The 18,671-nt window shown below is 72.4% G+C and carries 16 protein-coding genes; 11 read left to right on the top strand and 5 right to left on the bottom strand.

What is annotated here, in order from left to right; translation table 11 throughout:
* Nucleotides 1-75: 75 nt before the first annotated feature.
* Nucleotides 76-435: an STAS domain-containing protein gene (locus ACGFT2_RS23290; protein ID WP_393281357.1), complete on the bottom strand. Its 360-nt coding sequence runs from the start codon at nt 433-435 to the stop codon at nt 76-78.
* Nucleotides 436-613: 178 nt separating this feature from the next.
* Between ACGFT2_RS23290 and ACGFT2_RS23295 the strand changes: the two genes are divergently transcribed.
* The 7 genes from ACGFT2_RS23295 to ACGFT2_RS23325 all read left to right on the top strand — a co-directional run bounded on the left by ACGFT2_RS23295 (nt 614) and on the right by ACGFT2_RS23325 (nt 10,351).
* A complete protein-coding gene (locus tag ACGFT2_RS23295; RefSeq protein WP_393281358.1) occupies nt 614-1,462 on the top strand; it encodes an RNA polymerase sigma factor SigF in 849 nt (282 codons plus the stop codon).
* A gap of 201 nt (nt 1,463-1,663) precedes the next feature.
* Nucleotides 1,664-2,092, top strand: a complete 429-nt coding sequence (locus ACGFT2_RS23300; RefSeq protein ID WP_393281647.1) for an ATP-binding protein — start codon at nt 1,664-1,666, stop codon at nt 2,090-2,092.
* A gap of 347 nt (nt 2,093-2,439) precedes the next feature.
* A complete protein-coding gene (locus ACGFT2_RS23305) occupies nt 2,440-4,113 on the top strand; it encodes a SpoIIE family protein phosphatase (RefSeq protein WP_393281360.1) in 1,674 nt (557 codons plus the stop codon).
* Complete coding sequence (locus tag ACGFT2_RS23310) at nt 4,113-5,180, top strand: B12-binding domain-containing protein (RefSeq protein WP_393281361.1); 1,068 nt, start codon at nt 4,113-4,115, stop codon at nt 5,178-5,180. Before ACGFT2_RS23305 ends, ACGFT2_RS23310 begins: the two co-directional genes overlap by 1 nt.
* A gap of 32 nt (nt 5,181-5,212) precedes the next feature.
* On the top strand, nt 5,213-5,602 hold the full coding sequence (locus ACGFT2_RS23315) for an STAS domain-containing protein (protein ID WP_393281362.1): 390 nt from the start codon (nt 5,213-5,215) through the stop codon (nt 5,600-5,602).
* Nucleotides 5,603-6,074: 472 nt separating this feature from the next.
* Complete coding sequence (locus ACGFT2_RS23320; protein ID WP_393281649.1) at nt 6,075-10,043, top strand: SpoIIE family protein phosphatase; 3,969 nt, start codon at nt 6,075-6,077, stop codon at nt 10,041-10,043.
* A complete protein-coding gene (locus tag ACGFT2_RS23325; protein WP_393281364.1) occupies nt 10,043-10,351 on the top strand; it encodes an STAS domain-containing protein in 309 nt (102 codons plus the stop codon). Before ACGFT2_RS23320 ends, ACGFT2_RS23325 begins: the two co-directional genes overlap by 1 nt.
* A 250-nt stretch (nt 10,352-10,601) precedes the next feature.
* Here ACGFT2_RS23325 and ACGFT2_RS23330 read toward each other — a convergent pair whose 3' ends face one another.
* Entirely contained in the window at nt 10,602-11,033 is a 432-nt protein-coding gene (locus ACGFT2_RS23330) for a MarR family transcriptional regulator (protein ID WP_393281366.1), read from the bottom strand.
* 200 nt (nt 11,034-11,233) lie between these two features.
* Between ACGFT2_RS23330 and ACGFT2_RS23335 the strand changes: the two genes are divergently transcribed.
* A complete protein-coding gene (locus tag ACGFT2_RS23335) occupies nt 11,234-12,406 on the top strand; it encodes a PP2C family protein-serine/threonine phosphatase (RefSeq protein ID WP_393281368.1) in 1,173 nt (390 codons plus the stop codon).
* A 708-nt stretch (nt 12,407-13,114) separates the two neighbouring features.
* The gene (locus ACGFT2_RS23340; RefSeq protein ID WP_393281652.1) at nt 13,115-14,251 is read left to right on the top strand and encodes a PP2C family protein-serine/threonine phosphatase; all 1,137 of its coding nucleotides are present in this window, start codon (nt 13,115-13,117) and stop codon (nt 14,249-14,251) included.
* Between the two features lie 69 nt (nt 14,252-14,320).
* Here ACGFT2_RS23340 and ACGFT2_RS23345 read toward each other — a convergent pair whose 3' ends face one another.
* From ACGFT2_RS23345 to ACGFT2_RS23355, 3 genes are all read right to left on the bottom strand, one after another.
* Entirely contained in the window at nt 14,321-14,833 is a 513-nt protein-coding gene (locus ACGFT2_RS23345) for a MarR family winged helix-turn-helix transcriptional regulator (RefSeq protein ID WP_393281370.1), read from the bottom strand.
* 106 nt (nt 14,834-14,939) lie between these two features.
* Complete coding sequence (locus tag ACGFT2_RS23350; protein WP_393281372.1) at nt 14,940-15,371, bottom strand: response regulator; 432 nt, start codon at nt 15,369-15,371, stop codon at nt 14,940-14,942.
* A 3-nt stretch (nt 15,372-15,374) separates the two neighbouring features.
* Complete coding sequence (locus tag ACGFT2_RS23355; protein WP_393281374.1) at nt 15,375-15,740, bottom strand: hypothetical protein; 366 nt, start codon at nt 15,738-15,740, stop codon at nt 15,375-15,377.
* Nucleotides 15,741-15,862: 122 nt separating this feature from the next.
* On the opposite strand from ACGFT2_RS23355, the gene ACGFT2_RS23360 reads away from it, so the two are divergent.
* Complete coding sequence (locus tag ACGFT2_RS23360) at nt 15,863-17,458, top strand: ATP-binding protein (RefSeq protein WP_393281376.1); 1,596 nt, start codon at nt 15,863-15,865, stop codon at nt 17,456-17,458.
* The gene (locus tag ACGFT2_RS23365) at nt 17,455-18,666 is read left to right on the top strand and encodes a PP2C family protein-serine/threonine phosphatase (RefSeq protein WP_393281377.1); all 1,212 of its coding nucleotides are present in this window, start codon (nt 17,455-17,457) and stop codon (nt 18,664-18,666) included. The genes ACGFT2_RS23360 and ACGFT2_RS23365 overlap by 4 nt, the downstream gene beginning before the upstream one ends.
* Nucleotides 18,667-18,671 lie beyond the last annotated feature (5 nt).

Below are 18,671 nucleotides of genomic sequence, written 5' to 3' on the forward strand. Positions count from 1 at the left end.
CGGGGCGGTACGCGGGTACGCCCGTGGCAGCCGGCCGGCGCCGGGGGCCGGCCGGCAGGTGCCCCTGGCGGCCCGTCAGTCTCCGGCGGTGCGCAGGGCCGCCTCGCGGGAGTCGGCGACGGTGAAGTGGCCGAGCGTTCCGCTGACGGTGAGCAGCCTGAGGACGCTGTCGTGCAGCGGCCCGAGCAGGATGAAGGAGCGGCCGCTCGTGTGATGGCGCCGCTGTGCCTCCAGAAGGGCGCTGAGCAACTGGCTGTCCCCGAAGGTCACCCCGGAGACGTCCACCACCGTGGCCGGCAGGGCGGCCTCGTCCGCCTCGGCCCAAGCGGCCCGGAGCAGGTCACACTCGTCATAGTCGACCTCACCACGCACCGTGATCTCGAAGATGCGATCGTGCTGCGCGACCAGCACAGTCGTTCCGGACTCCCACTCCATGCCGCCATCCTGGCATCCGAGCACCCGTGAAGGCGATGCCACCCCCGGAAGGAGGACGTGAGAGCTTTCCGAAACGGTCGGCGAACGGCAGGAATGCCCAGCGTGGGCGGGGGTAGACGCGCCTCTGTCGTGAAAGGTCGCCGAGAGAGTCGGCGTGCGGATCCGGGAGGGGAACACCATGACGACGCTGACCGTGGGGGGCCGGGAGACGCGGACGGCGGTCGGGTTGCCCGAGGTCGCCGATCCTTCGGGTGTGGCGCCGAGGGATGCGCGGGAGTTGTCCAGGGTCTTCTTCGATCAGCTGGCGGTGCTGGAGGAGGGGACGGCGGAGTATCAGTACGCCCGGAACACGCTGATCGAGATGAACATGTCGTTGGTGCGTTTTGCGGCGGCCCGGTTCCGTAGTCGTGGGCCGGAGGAGATGGAGGACATCGTTCAGGTCGGCATGATCGGTTTGATCAAGGCGATCGATCGGTTCGAGTTGACGCGTGAGGTGGAGTTCACGTCGTTCGCGGTGCCTTACATCGTGGGGGAGATCAAGCGGTTCTTTCGTGACACGTCGTGGGCGGTGCATGTGCCGCGGCGGTTGCAGGAGGCGCGGGTGCAGTTGGCGCGGGCGACGGAGGAGTTGCGGGGCCGGTTGGGGCGTACGCCGACGGTGGGGGAGTTGTCGGAGCTGATGTGTCTGTCCGAGGAGGAGGTGGTGGAGGCCCGGTTGGCGGCGAACGGGTACAACTCCGCTTCTTTGGACGCGGCGATCGGTGGCAGTGAGGACGGTGAGAGTGCGCTGCAGGACTTCATCGGTGCGGAGGACGCGGCGTTGGGGTTGGTGGAGGACTTCCACGCGTTGGCGCCGATGATCGCGGAGCTGGACGAGCGGGACCGGTTGATCCTGCATCTGCGGTTCGTGGAGGAGTGCACGCAGGCGCAGATCGGTGAGCGGTTGGGTGTGTCCCAGATGCATGTCTCGCGTCTGCTCTCCCGCACGCTCAAGCGGCTGCGCGAAGGCCTGCTGGCGAACCACTGACCCCCGCCTGCCGAACAGAGCCGCCGCGCGGGCATGGAGACCGGAAAGACGGGCAGACACAGCGGAGTGAACGTTTCGACAACGGCTACCACGGCGGCGGCGCCCCGGACCGGCACCGCCGCCGTGACCCACACCGGCACAGCGGCCGCGTCTCATGCCGACCGCGGCGACGGCGCGGCGCACGGCGACGGCCCGGCACCGATGCACACCACGACCGCGTTCGACGGTGGTGCCGGCTGCATCGCCGAGGCGCGCCGACGGGCGGCGCGATTCCTGGACCGGGCGCGGACGGAACACGGCCTGCCGGTCTCGGCCCGGGCGTCGGACCTCACCCGGCTTGTCGTCAGCGAACTGGTCACCAACGCCGTCAAGTACGCCCCGGGCCCCGTCCTGATGGACCTGCGGATCGTCGGCGGACTGGTCGAGGTGGCGGTGTGGGACTCGAACCCGGCGCTGCCGCTCGCGCATGCTGCCGAGCCCGGCCGGGTGGGCCGGCACGGTCTGGAGATCGTCATGTCCGTCGTCCACGGCTTCGAGGCCCGGCGGGAGCCCGTGGGCAAGCGGATCACGGCCGCCATCGCGCTCACGGACGACGATCTCGGCGGGAGCGCCGGCGACCCTGCCCGGTGAGCCCCCGTGAGTGACCTGTGAGGCGCGCAGGGCCGCCCTCGCACGCCCGTACCGGCCGGCGCGGATCCGGTGCGCGTCTCGCCCGCGGCCCGAACGGCGATCGAACGGGCGGCCGCCACGCCACCGCAAAGGATGAGGATCCGCAACCGGTGGCGGGGCAGGTGTTGTTCACAGGCGCTGCTCACGGGTGGGCGGACCGCTCGGGCGGTGAGCCACGCCCAGGTACCGGAACCGCCACCGGCACGCGGTGGCTTGCGTCCGGGAGATCGATGCGGGACTGTTGTCGGACGGCATCTATTTCCCAGGGCAGGAAGGTGGTGGGGTGCGCACCATGCGCGCCCCTGCTTGTGTGCGCATTTCGCGGCTCTCCGACAAGCCCGCGCGACGCCGCCGCCAGTGTCGGTGCGACGTGGGGTGACGCCCCCTACCCGGTACTGGTCGTCGACCACCATGGTGGCCTTGTCCAGATCAATCAGGCGGCCAGATCGCTGCTCCCGGACGCCGTCGACGGCGACCGGCTGCGCGACGTGGTGCCGCCCTGGCTGTCCGACGCCCACCGGCGCCACGTCCAGGGACCGGACGGTACGCCTTCCGTCCCCTCGACCGGCACCATCGACGAACGCGTCTTCGAGGCCCACCCGTCCGCCGCCTCCACCGGCGGGGACGTGGTCTGGTGGCTGGTGGACGACACCGACCGCGCTCTCGCCGAACAGGCGCTGTACCGGGCCCGGGAGCGGACGAACGTCCTCGCCGAGGTGTCCAGCAGTCTCCTGTCGACGCTGAACGTGCCCCGGTGCATGGAGCTCGCCGCGTCTCTGGCGGCCGAGCACCTGGCCGAGGCGGCCGTCCTCGTGTCCCCGCCGCACGGGCGGCGCCACACCCTCAACTACGCGGTGCGCGGCGGCACCGGGGCCCAGCAGACCCGGCAGATCGATCCGCGCGGCGTTCCGGGCCTCAGCGAGGCGCTGCAGGGCTTCCCGCCCGTTCCCGTACGCTGGATCAACCCCGACGACATGCCGGACTGGCTGCTCCCGGACGGCTTCTGCGGAGCGGCGGGCTCCGTCATCGTGGCTCCGCTGCCCGGCCACGGCGTCCCCGCCGGAGCACTGGTCCTGCTGCGCTCCGGCTCGGAGAAGAGCTTCTCCGAGGGTGAGGAAATCTTCGCCCGGCTGTTCGCGGCCCGGGCGGGTGCCGCCCTGTCGGCGGCCCGGCTGTACACGGAACAGACCGCCATCACCGCCACGTTGATGCGGGAACTGCTTCCCCCCGCCCTGCACCGCGTGAACGGCGTGGAGTACGCGGCCGGCTACCGCCCGGCCAAGGACCACGAACGGGTCGGCGGGGACTTCTACGACTTCCATCCCGCGACCGACCCCACCCAGGAGACCCTCGTCGTCCTCGGGGACGTCGCGGGCAAGGGCCTGGACGCCGCCGTACTGACCGGCAAGATCCGCAACACCCTGCACGCACTGCTGCCCCTGGCCGCGGACCACCGGAAGGTACTGGACCTCCTCAACGGCGCGCTGCTCAGCTCCCATCACACCCGCTTCGCCACGCTGGTGCTCGCCTCCGTGCGCCGCCGGGCCGGACGCGTGCACCTGCGGCTGACCAGCGCCGGGCATCTGCCGCCCCTCGTCGTCCGCGACGACGGCCGGGTCGAACAGGTGCCCACCCAGGGTTCGCTGGTCGGCGCGCTCCCGACGGTGACGGCGCGGACGGTCGAGACGACGCTCGGGCCGGGGGAGACCTGTCTGCTGTACACCGACGGCATCACCGAGGCGCGCGGCGGGCCGCTCGGCGAGGAGTTCCTCGGCGAGCCGCGCCTGAAGCGCGTACTGGCCGAATGCGCGGGGATGCCCGCCGAGGCGGTCGTGGAACGCGTCCAGATGCTCGCCTCCCAGTGGCTGGGCGAAGGCCGGCACGACGACATGGCGGCCCTCGCCATCAGCGCCCCGAAGAGCGGACCGCTCACGGTCGTGGGAGGCAACGCCCGGCATCCGCAGCCCAGGAGGAGCAGGTGATGCACGCCGCCAGGACGGCCGAGTCCCGCGACCGGCTCTGGCAGGCCGTCGCCGCCGGTGACGAGTACGACGCGGTAGACGCCGTGCGAAGCGCCCTGGACGACGGACTCGACGAGGAAGCACTGCTCCTGGACGTCATCGCGCCGGTCCAGGAGCAGGTCGGCACCGAGTGGGCCGCCGACCGCTTCACCGTGGCCCAGGAACACGCGGCCACCGCCATCAACGAACGCGCCGTCGCCGCTCTCGCCCGTCAGCGGCGGCGGGGCGCCGCGAACCGGGGGCGGGTGACCGTCGGTTGCGCCGACGGCGAGTGGCACGCCTTCCCGGCCCGGCTCGTCGGCGAGGTGCTGCGCCTGCGGGGCTGGCAGGTCGACTATCTCGGCGCGCAGACCCCCACCGCGCATCTCGTCGCCCACCTCCACCACACCGATCCGCAGGCGGTGCTGCTGTCCAGCTCGCTGCCCACCCGTCTGCCCACCGTCCACACCGCCATCACCGCCTGCCAGGCCGTCGGGGTGCCGGTCATGGCCGGCGGCCGCGCCTTCGGGCCCGACGGCAGGTACGCCCGGGCTCTGGGGGCCGACTGCTGGGCCGCGGACGCCCGTGCCGCCGCCGCGGCACTGGAGAGCGGCATCGCCCGGCCCGCCCCGGCGGCCGTGCGGCACGTGGTGGACGACCTGCCGCATCTGTCCGACCAGGAGTACACGCTGGTCGTCCGCTCCCGCGGCCAACTGGTCAAGCAGGCCCTCGTGGATCTGGAGGACCGCTTCCCCGCGATGCGCGCGTACGGCGAGACCCAGCGGGAGCACACCGCGGAGGACATCGCCCACATCGTCGACTTCCTGGCCACCGCGCTCTACGTCGACGACCCCCGGCTCCTCACCACGTTCCTGGTCTGGGCCGCCGACCTACTGGAGGCGCGGCAGGTACCGGCAGCCTCCCTGCTCGCCGGACTCGACGCGCTGAGCGAGCGGCTGCGCGAGTTCCCCCGCACCCTCGGTCTGCTCCGTGACGGGGCCGCCGCGGTGCGCTGGCGTCCCGCAACCCGGCCCGGCACCCACCTATGACCCGGCATCAGCCCAGCGAATTCGGCCTCACCGTGACCAGCGAGCCGACCACGCTGACGGTGTACGTCGCGGGTGAACTCGACTACGACACCGGCGACGACCTGGTGGCCACGTTCGCCGACCACCTCGGCCGGCACCCCGGCCCGCGCGAGGTGCGGCTGGACTTCCGCCACCTGACGTGGATCGATTCCGCCGGGCTCGCCGCCCTGCTGATGATCCACCGTCGCGCCGGCGCCGTGGGCGCCGGGCTGCGCCTGGACAACCGCCCCGGCTTCCTCGACGCCCGGCTCCGCCTCACCCACGTCTTCGAGCACCTCGTCGGGCCCGGAGACTTCTCCGGCACCGGCGGCCGGTCCGGACGCTTCTCCGACACCGGCGCCCCCGGGGCAGACGGCGACGTCACCAGGCTCGGCGTGACCTGATCAGGTCACGCCCGGCGCGGCGGCCGCTCTCCGCACCGGCCCGCGCGGCGACTCGGCGCCGCTTCCGCCGTTCGCCCGCCCAGGGCTGCCAGATCCGGCACAATGCCCTGGTCCGCTCGTTCCAGGGCACCGACGACGTCAGGCGTCGAGGACGGATGGAATGTCCCGGTGGGGGCATACGGGCCACGCTGAGCCGGCCGTCGTGCCGGCGCGGCCGGTCCTCGTGCGGCCACGAGCCGCGCAGGGAACGATCGGAGCCGGGATGGGTGAAGGGGCCGGGGTGGACGACGAAGGCCGGCGCGCGGCGGACACGGCGCGCCTCGCAGGCGCGCACGCGGTGTTCGCAGGCGACCGCGAGGTGGGTGCCGACCTGGCCGCCGTCTACTGGGCCGCCACGCCGCTCGGGCCGCCCGAGCGCTGGCCACAGAGTCTCCTGACGGCCGTCGGCATCATGCTCTCGTCGCGGTTCCCCATGTGGATGGCGTGGGGGCCGGATCTGACGTTCTTCTGCAACGCCGGCTACCGGCGCGACACCCTGGGCCGCAAGTACCCCTGGGCGCTGGGCCGGCCGGCCCGTGAGGTGTGGGCGGAGATCTGGCCCGACATCGGCCCCCGCATCGACCGGGTCCTCGACACCGGCGAGGCCACCTGGGACGAGGCGCTGCTGCTGTTCCTGGAACGCTCCGGCTATCCGGAGGAGACGTACCACACCTTCTCCTACAGTCCGCTGCGCGACGACGCCGGACAGGTCGTCGGCATGCTCTGCGTGGTCAGCGAGGAGACCGACCGGGTCGTGGGCGAGCGGCGGATGGCGACCCTGCGCGACCTGGGGTCCGCGCCCACCGTGCTCCGCAGCGAGACGGAGACGCTGGCCTTCGCCTGCCGGCAACTGGCGCGCAACACCCGGGATCTGCCGTTCACCCTGACCTATCTGTTCGCGGCCGACGGCGCCCGGCTGGCCGGCAGCACGGGCCTGCCCGACGGGCACCCGGCCGCCCCCGCACTCCTGTCCGGGGACCGGCCCGACCAGGTGTGGCCGGCGGCCGCCGCGAGGCGCGGGGAGCCCGTGTGCGTACCGCTGGCACAGGGCCCGTTCGGCACCCTGCCCACGGGCGACCGGCCCGAGCCGCCCGCCCAGGCCCTCGTGGTGCCGCTGCCGCGGCAGGGCGGCGACCCGTACGGATTCCTGGTGGCCGCCCTGAACCGCTACCGCCCCCTCGACGACGGCTACCGCGGCTTCATCGACCTGACGGCCGGCCATCTGGCCGCCGGCATCGGCAGTGCGCGCAGTTACCGGGCACAGCAGCGGCGCGCGGAGGAACTCGCCGAACTGGACCGGGCCAAGACGACGTTCTTCTCCAACATCAGCCACGAGTTCCGCACCCCGCTCACCCTGATGATGGGCCCGGCACAGGAACTGCTCACCCGGCTGCCGGCCGCCGAGCCCTCGGTCCGGCAGGATCTGGCGGCCATCCACCGCAACGGACTGCGGCTCGGCAAGCTCGTCAACAGCCTGCTGGACTTCTCCCGCATCGAGGCCGGAAGGATGGAGGCCCGTTACGAACCGGTCGACCTCGCCGCCGTCACCGCCGAACTGGCCAGCGTCTTCCGTTCCGCCGTGGACCGGGCGGGTCTCGCCTTCGACGTGGACTGCGCGCCGCTGTCCCAGCCGGTCCACATAGACCGCGGTATGTGGGAGAAGGTCGTCCTCAACCTCCTCAGCAACGCCCTGAAGTTCACCTTCGGAGGGACGATCTCGGTCACCGTGCGGGAGCGGGACGGCTCCGCCGAGGTCCTCGTCAGGGACACCGGCGTCGGCGTCCCGGCCGCCGAGATGCCCCGGCTGTTCGAGCGGTTCCACCGCATCAGCGGCACCCGCGCCCGCTCCAACGAAGGCAGCGGCATCGGCCTCGCCCTGGTCCGGGAACTGGTCCTGCTGCACGGCGGCACCATCACCGCCGAGAGCGAGGAGGGCAAGGGCACCTGCTTCACGGTCAAGCTGCGCTTCGGTGCCGGGCATCTGCCCGCCGAGGCCGTCGCCGCCGGGGAGCCCCATGATTCCGCGGTGACGGCGGCGCCGTACCTCCAGGAGGCACTGCGCTGGCTGCCGGGTGCGGAGGCCACCGAGGGACAGGAAGGCGCGGGCACGGCGCCCGGCTCGCCCGTCACGCCGCGCACCGCCGGGACGCCGGCGCACGTCCTGATCGCCGACGACAACGCCGACATGAGGGAGTACCTCACCCGCCTCCTCACCCACGCCGGCTACCGCGTGTCCGCCGTCGCCGACGGGGAGGAGGTGCTGCGCGCCGTGCGCACCACGCCGCCCGACCTGATCGTCAGCGACGTGATGATGCCCCGCCTCGACGGCCTGTCGCTGCTGAGCGCCCTGCGCCGGGACCCTCGTACGGCGTCCCTGCCGGTGCTGCTGCTGTCCGCCAGGGCGGGGCAGGAAGCGGCCATCGAGGGTCTGCAGGCAGGGGCCGACGACTACATGGTCAAGCCGTTCGCCGCCGCCGAACTGCTGGCCCGGGTCCGCGCCAACGTGGAGCTGGCCCGGCTGCGCGGACACCACGCCCGGTGGCGCACCGCACTCGTGGACTCCCTGCAGGAGGCCTTCTTCGTCTGCGACGAGAACGGCGCCGTGACCGAGATCAACACGGCCTTCACCGACATCCTCGGCTACGGCCCCGAAGGGCTGCCCTACCGTCCGCAGCACCCCTGGTGGCCCGACGCGACGGCCGACCCGGACGGTCACCGGCAGGCCACCGCCGCCTTCGCAGCCCTGCTGCGAGAGCGGCACCACAGCCGTACCGTGCCCGCCGTCCGCAGGGACGGGCGCCGCCTGTGGGTCGCGGTGACCTTCACCCACGCCCACGACCCCGACACCGGGCGCCGGGTGATCGTCGGCACCTTCCGCGACGTGACCGCCGAGCACTACGCCGTCCAGCGCGAGAGCGCACTGGCCGCGCTCGGCACCCGGCTGTCCCAGGCGACCAGCCTGACCGACACCCTCGCGGCGGCCCTGGCACAGCTCAAGGAGGTGTGGCGGGCCGACCGTGTCCTGGCGGCCGTCTTCGGCTCCGGGGACACGCCCTCGGTCACGGCCACCGACCCGGTGGACTGGCAGGACCTGCCCGAGCAGCGCCGGCACACCCTCACCGAGCTGCACCGGCGCCCTCCGCTGACCTCCGCCTCGGACGCGACCGGCGCGGGAACGGTGGTGGAACATCCCGAGGGCCCGATGGCGCTGTGGGTGGAGACGGGTGGCCACCGGCCCTTCGGCGACGAGGACCAGCTGCTGCTGACCCTGCTGGCCGGGCACCTGGCGCAGGCCCTGACCCGGGCCCACCAGTTCGACCTGCAGCGCGGTACCGCGCTCGCCCTGCAGCGAGCGATCCTGGGTCCCTCCGCGCTGCCCGGCGGCTTCGCCGTCCGCTACGAACCCGCCACGCAGCCCCTGGAAGTGGGCGGCGACTGGTACGACACGATTCCGCTGCCCGACGGCAGGATCGGGATCGTCGTCGGCGACTGCGTCGGCCGGGGGCTCCGGGCGGCCGCCGTGATGGGGCAGCTGCGCAGCGCCTGCCGGGCTCTGTTCCTGCAGGACACCAGCCCCGGCCGCACCCTCACCGCACTCGACAACTTCGCCACCGGGATCGCCGACGCCGTCTGCACCACCGTCTTCTGCGGTGTCCTCGCCCCGGACACCGGCGAGTTGACCTACGCGAGCGCCGGACATCCGCCCGGAATCCTCGCCCACCCCGACGGCACCGCACAGTTGCTGGAGCACGGGCGCTCGCTGCCCCTCGGCGTGCGGCCGGGACGGCCACGGCCGGAGGCGACCACGGCCGTACCGGTCCGGTCGACGCTCCTGCTCTACACCGACGGGCTGGTCGAGCGCCGGCGGCAGAGCCTGGACCAGGGAATCGGCCGTGCCTGCGAGGTCCTCCGGGCCGGCGGTGACGTCGTCCTGGAAGGCCTGGCCGCGCACCTCATGGACCGCCTGGCGCCGGCGGACGGCTACGAGGACGACGTGGTGGTGCTGCTGTACCGCCACCCGGCACCGCTCAGCCTCTGCTTCCCCGCCGAGTCGGGCCAGCTGGCCCCGATCCGCCACGCCCTGCGCAGTTGGCTCAGCTCCTGCGGACTGCCGCCGAAGGCCGTGATGGACGTCCTGATCGCGGCGGGGGAGGCGTGCGCCAACGCCGTGGAACACGGCCATCGCGACGCTCCCGGTGCCGCCGTCCGGCTGCGGGCCGAAGCCTCGGCACGACGGGTCCGGCTCACCGTCGCGGACAGCGGACGCTGGAAGGAACCCCGGCCCGCCGCAAACCCCCTGCGCGGCCGGGGAATCAGTCTCATGCGGGAACTGATGGAGCACGTGACCATCGACCCCGCCCCCACCGGGACCACCATCGACATGCACACGAGGATCCCCTGATGGCCACCCCGCTCACCATCACGCCGGCGAAACGGCACGACGGCACCTCGCTCCTCACCCTGGCCGGCGAGATCGACCTCAGCAACAGCGAGCAGCTGGCCCGGGCGCTGGAGCAGGCTCCCGGCGCCGTGCTGGTCGATCTGACCGCCGTCGAGTACCTGGACAGCGCGGGTCTGAACGTCCTGTTCACCCATGCCGATCGCCTCGAACTGATCGCCCCGTCGCTGCTCCGGCCCATCCTGACCGTCTCGGGTCTCGCCGACCTCAGCACCGTGCACGCGCCGCCCGAGGCCGGCCCGGCGACCTGACGGAAGGCACCGCCCCGGCGACCGAGACCTGGACCACATTCACGACAGACCGGTTCGAAAGCGGGTGACCGAAAGACGGCAAGGGCTGTGCCACACCTCTATGTTGCCGTTTGACAACTATGGTCACGAAGCAACAAAGTAGCCGTGTCGAGGTACACGCGGAAAGGACTGGAATGCTGCGGTGGGCGGAGACCGCGCCGTGTGCTGGTCACCGCGGACGCGAAGGAAAGGTGCCGCCGCGCCCGGCCGTTCAGGCCGTCCGGCTGGATCCCTGGGCGTCGTCGTGTATCTGCGTGGCCGCCGCGGAGCAGAAGGCGTCCAGCCCCTCCGCGAGCGCGACCCGCTTGGACGCGGGCATCAGTTCGAGGACTGCCTGCAGTTCGGCCTCGCGCCGTGCGCGCAGGTCGGCGAGGAACGCACGCCCATGCCCGCTCAGGTGCAGGCGCACCTCGCGCCGGTCGTCCGGGCTGGTCGCGCGCTCGACGAAACCGGCGGCCTGCAGCCTGTCGAACAGGCGGCTGGTCGACGGCGGGGTGGAGGCGAGCGACGCCGCGAGCGTGCGCAGGTTGATGCCGTCCTGGTGCTCGAGTATGTGCAGCAGGCGCAGTTGGGACGCGGACGCCGGCGCCGTCGAGGCCCGGCCCCACAGGACTTCCAGCAGCTCGGAGGCCGTGGTGGTCACGCGTGCGATTTGCTCGGGCTCCGGGCGGCGATGGAAGGCAGTCACGGTCACACTCTCGCAGGCACTGGGGTGCCCGCCAGCGTACTAGGTACAGAGCCGCCGGTCGCCGATGTCCCGCGGACCGGCACGGCCGAAGAGGAAGCCTCGCCTCCTGGACGAGGCCCGTAAATTTCCGGCAAGAGATTGGCATTCTTCCCATCGTGAACAGATTCCTCGCCGCTGAACGCGCTCTGCGTACAGCGGCCCCCCACGAGTTGCTCGACGCCGTGCGCCGCGTGCTGGTCGAGCAGTACGCCGCCACCGGCGTCGAACTCTTCCTGGCCGACTACAGCCTGACGTTGCTCCAGCCGGTCTCGGTGCTGCCGCACACGCTGCAGCCGCTCTCGGTGCACAACGGCCCCGCGGGACGCGCCTTCGGCTCCCAGCAGCCGCACGCCGAGGACGAGCCCGACGGCCGGGTACGGCTGCACCTTCCGGTCAGTGTGCGGGGCGACCGGCTCGGCGTGCTGACCGTGACCCTGCCCGGAAGCGACCTCGCCCGCCGGTACCAGGAGGAGCTCCACGACATCGCCGAGGTGCTGGCGCACGAGGTGGTGGTGGCCGAGCGGGACACCGACCTCTATCTGCAGGCGCGACGCAAGGACCGGCTGACGCTGGCCGCCGAGATGCAGTGGCAGTTGCTGCCCGGCCGCTCGTGCTCCCGTCCGGAGTACGACCTGGCGGCGCAACTGGAGCCCGCCTACGGCATCTTCGGCGACAACTTCGACTGGTCGGCCACCGCCGATCACCTGATGCTCTACGTGACCAACGGCATGGGCGAGGGCATAGAGGCATCCCTGCTGACGAGCCTCGCCCTCAACGCGCTGCGCAACGCGCGCCGGGCCGGAGTCTCCATCGCCGACCAGGCCGCCCTGGCCGATCAGGCCGTCTACGCCCACTACCGCGGCCGCTGCTACCTGTCCGTCCTCCTGTTCGACTTCGACCTCGAGACAGGCCGGGTGAGCGTGGTGGACGCGGGTTCGCCCCGGATGCTGCGCCTGCGAGGCGGCGTCGTGGAGGCCGTCGCCCTCGACGCCCAGCTCCCGCTGGGCATGTTCGAGGAAACCGACTACATCGCGCAGGAGTTCACGGTCGAACCCGGCGACCGGCTCGTCTTCGTCAGCGACGGGGTGCACGCCGTCGCGTCACCCAAGGGCGAGAATTACGGAGACGCGGCCCTCGCCCGGGCGATCCAGGCCACCCGGCTGCTCCCGGCGGCCGAGGTGCCGCGGGCCATCCTGCGCGAACTGACCAGCCATCGCGGCGAGGCGACACCGGACGACGACGCTCTCGTGGTGTGCCTCGACTGGCGCGGAAAGCCGCCCGCGCACTGAGCCCGCCGCCCCGCCGGCCCGCCGGCCCGCCGGGTTGTGGCGTCGTGTGACGTTCGCATCCTTCCCCCACGAGGTGAGTGCCTTTCGGCAAGGACGAGGTGCCCGCCCGCCGCCGCACGGCGCCGGGACGTCACGACGGGGAGAAGGCGCGGAGGGCGCAGCGCGACACGGCCCGCGAGGCGGCTACGCGGCGGACCGCCTGCGGGCCTCCGGGGAACCGGCGGCCGTCGAGGCCCGGCACCGGCGTCTCCACCTGGACGCCGGGACCTTCCGGGAACGGCGCCGGGAAGAGATCGCCCAGCGCTCGGCCGACGCCACCCTGTTCCGAACGGTGTTCACCGGGTCCCGGCGCGAGGTCGTGGAGGCGAACAGGTCCGTGGTGGACGCCCTGGCCGAGGTGGTGCGCCGGCCGGCTGGAGGACATGCCGGCTGGAGGACACGGAGGCCTCCGGCATCCGCCTCGCCGTCGCACAGGCCGTCGTCGGCCTGGAGACCGGCCTGAGCACGATCGTCACACGGGCCCGCCTCGCCGACGCTCCGGCGTACGCCCTGGAAGGGCAGGGCATCGTCGTCACGTCCGCGCACGGGAGCCGACGCACACCCGCACCGGCCGGCGCGGTCCCGTTCCGCCGCACGCTAGTGTGGAGTCCCCGAGGGGAGAGGGTGGTGATCGTGGAGAACGCCGACGCACTGCCGTCCGCGGGGAGCATGCTGCGCGCCGCTCCGCCCCACGCCCTGGTCGCCACGGCCCGGCGTGTCCTCGCCGACCTCGTGGGCGCCGAGGACGTGACGCTGCTGATGGCCGACTACGGACTCACCGTCCTGCAGCCCGTCACGCACCTGCCGCACGCCGAGGGGTCGGTGTCGGCCCACGACGGCCCGGCGGGCACTGCCTTCGTCACCCAGAAGCCGGTGGTGGAGGTCCCGACCGGCATCGACCCCCAGCTGGTGCACCTGCCCATGACCGTCCGCGGAGACCGCGTGGGCGTGCTGTCCGTCCGCCTGCCCGCGGCCGCGGTGGACCCCGCCACCGTCCTGCGGCTCGGCGAGTTCGCCACCGAGCTGGGCCACGAGGTGGCGACCGCCGACCGCGACACCGACCTGTACCTCCAGGCGCGACGTACCCGCCGCCTCACCCTCGCCGCCGAGATGCAGTGGCAGCTGCTGCCCGGGCGCGGCTGTGCGCGCGAGGAGTACGTCATCGGCGCTCACCTCGAGCCGGCCTACGCCGTCGGCGGTGACAACTTCGACTGGTCCACCAGCGCCGACCGCCTCGTCCTCACGGTCACCGACGGCATGGGGCGGGGCATCGAAGCCTCGCTGCTCACCAGCCTCGCCGTCGGCGCACTGCGCAACGCCCGGCGGGCCGGCGTCGGACTGGCGGACCAGGCGGCCCTCGCCGACCAGGCCGTCTACGCCCAGTACGCCGGCAAGGTGTACGCCGCCACGCTGCTGCTCGAGTTCGATCTGCCCACCGGCACGGTTCGCGCCGTCGACGCGGGCTCTCCCCAGCTGTTCCGCCAGCGAGACGGGCATACCGAGCGGATCGAACTGGAGGCCCAGCTGCCGCTCGGCATGTTCGAGGAGACGCCCTACACGGAGCAGACGTTCGACGTCCGGCGCGGCGACCGGCTGATCGCGGTCAGCACCGGCGTGCACAGCACGCGCGCCGCGACCGGCGAGGTGTTCGGGGAGTCCGTGCTGCGTCAGGTCCTCGGCGCCACGCGTGCCGCGTCCCCGCACGAGACGGCACGCGCCATCGTGGGCGCGCTGATCGAACACTTCGGCGGCGAGCAGCTCATGTCCGATGCCGCCGTGCTGTGCCTCGACTGGAACGGCCGCTGACACGGCCCCTCCGGCCGCTGACACGGCCCCTCCGGCCGGTGGCCCGGGCCGGAAGACGGCCCGGAGCGGTCACGGCTCGCGCGTCCCGGGCCGGTCCGGCGGCGGGGCCGTGCGCTCGTGCGCCCGGAGGAAGGCGTGCAGTCCCCGGCCCAGTGCCGCGCGTTCCCCGGCTTCCATCCCGGCCAGCACGTCGGCCAGCGCCTGCGCCCGGTACGAGGCGACCTCGGCGAGAACGTGCCGGCCGTGCGTCGTCAGGCTCAGCCGGACCTCGCGCCGCTTGTCCGGGTGCGGGGCGCGCTCCAGCAGTCCCGCCGCCTCCAGCCGATCGCACAGACGGCTGGCCGTGGGCAGCCCTATGTCCATGCGATCGGCCAGACTCGTGAGGTTCAGACCCGGCCGCGACTTCAGTATCCGCAGCCCCCGCAGCTGGTGCGGCGACAGCCGCAGGCTGGCCCGCTGCGCGGCGGCGGACCACAGGTCCGCCAGACCTTCCACGGCGTCGGCCATCTCCAGGGCGCGGGCTTCGGGCGCGTCGCCCGGCCCGTTCGCCTGGTCGTCACCGACCCCGCCGAGACGAGTCACGAACACATCACTTTCAGCAATCCCGGGACCAGACGGCTGTCGTCCTCATGCCAACGCTGTACCCGCCAGGCCGCCGGGCAAGCGGCGCCGGCCCGGTGCCGTGGCCCTACTGCCTCGGCGGCTTGACCGCCACGTCCAGGTAGAACGCGTCGATACTGCGCACCGCCTCTTCGAACTCTTCCAGATTGACCGGTTTCGTCACGTACGCGTTGGCGTGGTGGTGGTAGGCGCCGGTCACGTCGTCCGGCGCGGCGGAGGTGGTCAGCACGACCACCGGGATGGTGCGCAGCTCGGCGTCCTCCTTCACCACGGCGAGGAACTCACGGCCGTTCATCCGCGGCATGTTCAGGTCGAGCACGATGAGGTCGGGCCGCGGCTTGTCCGGATCGCGCAGATACTCCAGCGCCGCCACTCCGTCGGAGACCTGGGTGAGATTGCGGGTTCCACGCTCGGCGAGCGCGTCCTGGATGAGCATGGCGTCGGCGACGTCGTCTTCGACCAGCAGCACGTCGTACGGGCGGGTGGTGGCGGCAGCCATGGGTTACGAACTCCGGGGGGTGGGTCGGGTGGTCGGACGGGTTGTGCGGCTGGTGACGAGGCCGGGCCAGCGTCGCCGGGCGCCTTGCCGGCTCATGTTGCTCGCCTGTCCGATCTCGGGGTAGGTCGCTCCGCTCGCGGCGGCCGCGCGGGCGGCCTCGTCCTCCAGATGCCGGATGGCTCTCCTGACCGAGCCGAGAACATGCAGGTGTGCGAGTGCCCTTTGGCGGGCATCCGTCAACGCGTTGTACGAGCCGGCCGGCGGGGCGACGTCCTGCGCGAGGCGCCGGGCGAGTTCGTCGACCGCCTCTGTCACCAGGGCGGCCAGCTCCGTGCCGGGCAGACGGGGGAGGGAAGGGCGGCCAGGCATGTGCCCACCTTAGGGGGCCGATCGACGATCCGACAACATCTGTTGTCGAACAGAGGTAGAGTTCATCGGCGGCCACGCGTCCGGACGCGGCCGCCGACCACCTGAGGAGCCGACACACCGCCATGACCAGTACGCCGTCCGTCAAGCAGGGTGCGCTCGCCCGCTGGACCACTCGCCGCTGGCTGCGCGCAGGTGTCACCGGAGCCCTGGTCGCCCTGGCGGTGCTCGGAGCGCTGGGCGGCTGGGCGATGTGGCGTACGTCGCAGATCACGACGGAACTGGTGGACAGGCGCTCGCCCGCGCTCATCGACGCCATCCGCCTGGAGACGGCCCTGATCGACCAGGAGACCGGCGTCCGCGGCTACGGCCTCTCCGGCCGGCGTGAGTTCCTCCAGCCGTACGCCGAGGGCGTCGCGGGCGGACGAGCCGCCATGCGGAGCCTTCGGTCGCGTATGGAGGGCGACGCGCAGGGGCGTTCGGACCTCGCGGAAGTGGACCGGCTTGCGCACGACTGGACGGAGCGGGTGGCCCGCCCCGTCTCCTCCGCCTCCCCGCAGGAGGCCGTCCGGATCGCCGCCGCCCGGGACACCGACGGGAAGACGACCTTCGACTCACTGCGCGGTGCGATGGCCCGGCAGCAGCGTCATCTCCAGGACGAGCGGACGACGGCCGCCCGGAATCTGCGCGACGCCATGACCCTGCGCAACTGGACGTTCGGCGTCATCGCCGCCCTGATCGTTCTGATCTCCTTCCTCATCTTCGAAGGCCTGCGGCGGGGCATCACCGATCCGCTCAGCCAGCTGGGCGCGGCCGCCCGTGAGGTGGCGCACGGCCGTTTCGACCGCTCCGTCGTCGTCTCGGGCCCGGCCGACCTGCGGCAGCTGGCCGCCGACGTCGACGCGATGCGCCGGCGGCTGGTCGCGGAACTGCAGTTCAGTGAGGAGTCCCGCGCGCTGCTCGACGAACAGGCAGCCGACCTCAAACGCTCCAACACGGAGCTGGAGCAGTTCGCCTACGTGGCCTCGCACGACCTGCAGGAGCCCCTGCGGAAGGTGTCCAGCTTCACCCAGCTGCTGCAACGGCGCTACGGCGGCCGGCTGGACGAACGCGCCGACCAGTACATCGCCTTCGCCGTCGACGGCGCCAACCGCATGCAGGTGCTCATCAACGACCTGCTGGCCTTCTCACGTGTCGGCCGCGTACACGCCGACCACGACACCGTGAACCTCGACGACGTGCTGAACCGGACCCTGGACACCCTGAGCGTCGTCGTCGAGGAGAGCGGCGCCGAGATCACCCACGACCCGTTGCCGACCGTCGTAGGGGACACCACCCAGCTGGGCATGCTGTGGCAGAACCTGCTGTCGAACTCCCTCAAGTTCCGCAGCCCGGACCGTCCGCCGCGCATCCACATCAGTGCCGCACAGGACGACGGGATGTGGCGGTTCGCCGTCAGCGACAACGGCATAGGCATCGAACCGGAGTTCCAGGAGAAGGTCTTCATCCTCTTCCAGCGGCTGCACACCAAGGACGCCTATCCGGGCACGGGCATCGGCCTGGCCATGTGCAAGAAGGTCGTGGAGTTCCACGGAGGGACGATCGCGATCGACCCCGACCACCGGCCGGGAACCCGCGTCCTGTTCACCCTGCCCGACACCGCCGACACCGCCGAGGCCTCCGGTGCCGCGGACCCGGCGGCCGGAGAGCCGCAGCCGTGACGGACCAGGCGACAGGCCGCGCCGAGCACTACCGCATCCTGCTGGTGGAGGACGACGACGGGGACGCCCTCCTGGTCGAGGAGCTGCTCCTCGACACCGATCTGCCGCACACCCTCGCCCGGTGCCGGACGGCCGCCGACGCACGCGCGGCGCTCGCCGAGGAGCACGCCGACTGCGTGCTGCTGGACCTGCACCTGCCGGACGTCTCCGGGGTCGAGACGGTCCAGGCCGTCCAGACGCAGACCCACGCCGCCATCATCGTGCTGACCGGTCTGCAGGAGCCGAGAGCCGGCGTGGAGGCCCTCGCCGCGGGTGCCCAGGACTACCTGATCAAGGGCAAGGTCGAGCCGGACCTGATCCAGCGGGCCGTCCGCTACGCCGTCGAGCGCAAGCAGGCCGAACGGGCCAACGCGGCACTGCAGGTGGGCCGGCTGCGCGCCGAGGAGAACGCCCGCCTCGAGCGTGGACTGCTGCCGGATCCCATACTGTCCTCCACCACGGTCACGGCCTCCAGCCGTTATTTCCCCGGACGCGCCCAGGCGCTCCTCGGGGGCGACTTCCTCGACGTGGTGCAGACCGACGACGGGCAGGTGCACGCGGTCATCGGAGACGTCAGCGGCCACGGACCGGACGCGGCCGCTCTCGGCGTCTGCCTCCGGATCGCCTGGCGGTCGCTGACCCTCGGCGGCCACCGGGACCAGGAGCTGCTGGCCCTGCTGGAGCGGATACACATCGCCGAACGCACGGGCAGCGATCTGTTCACGACCTGCTCGCTCATCACGCTCGACCCCCAGGCGGCCACCCTCACCCTGCATCTGGCCGGCCACCACGGTCCCGTGCTGCTCACCCCGGACGGCCCGCAGGAGGTCGCGGCGACCCACGGAGTGGCCCTCGGCATCCTGCCCGGACTGGGCAAGTGGCCGGCCACGACACTCAAACTGCCCCGCCGCGGCGCCCTCGTCGCGTACACCGACGGACTCATCGAGGGCTACGCGGGCCACCACGGCGACAGACTCGGCGTCACCGGCCTCCTGGACCTGATCGGCGCCATCCGCACCCCGGACCCCGGCAGCCACCTCGACCAGCTCATCGCCAGGACCCGGCAACTCAACGCCGACCGGCACACCGACGACCTCGCGATCCTGCGCCTGGACTGGGACACCGGGGCCCACGAACAGCGGGCGAACGCCTGGCGGACGGCGCCGTAGCGAAC

It is taken from the genome of Streptomyces sp. NPDC048514, assembly GCF_043199955.1.
Taxonomy (GTDB): Bacteria; Actinomycetota; Actinomycetes; order Streptomycetales; family Streptomycetaceae; genus Streptomyces.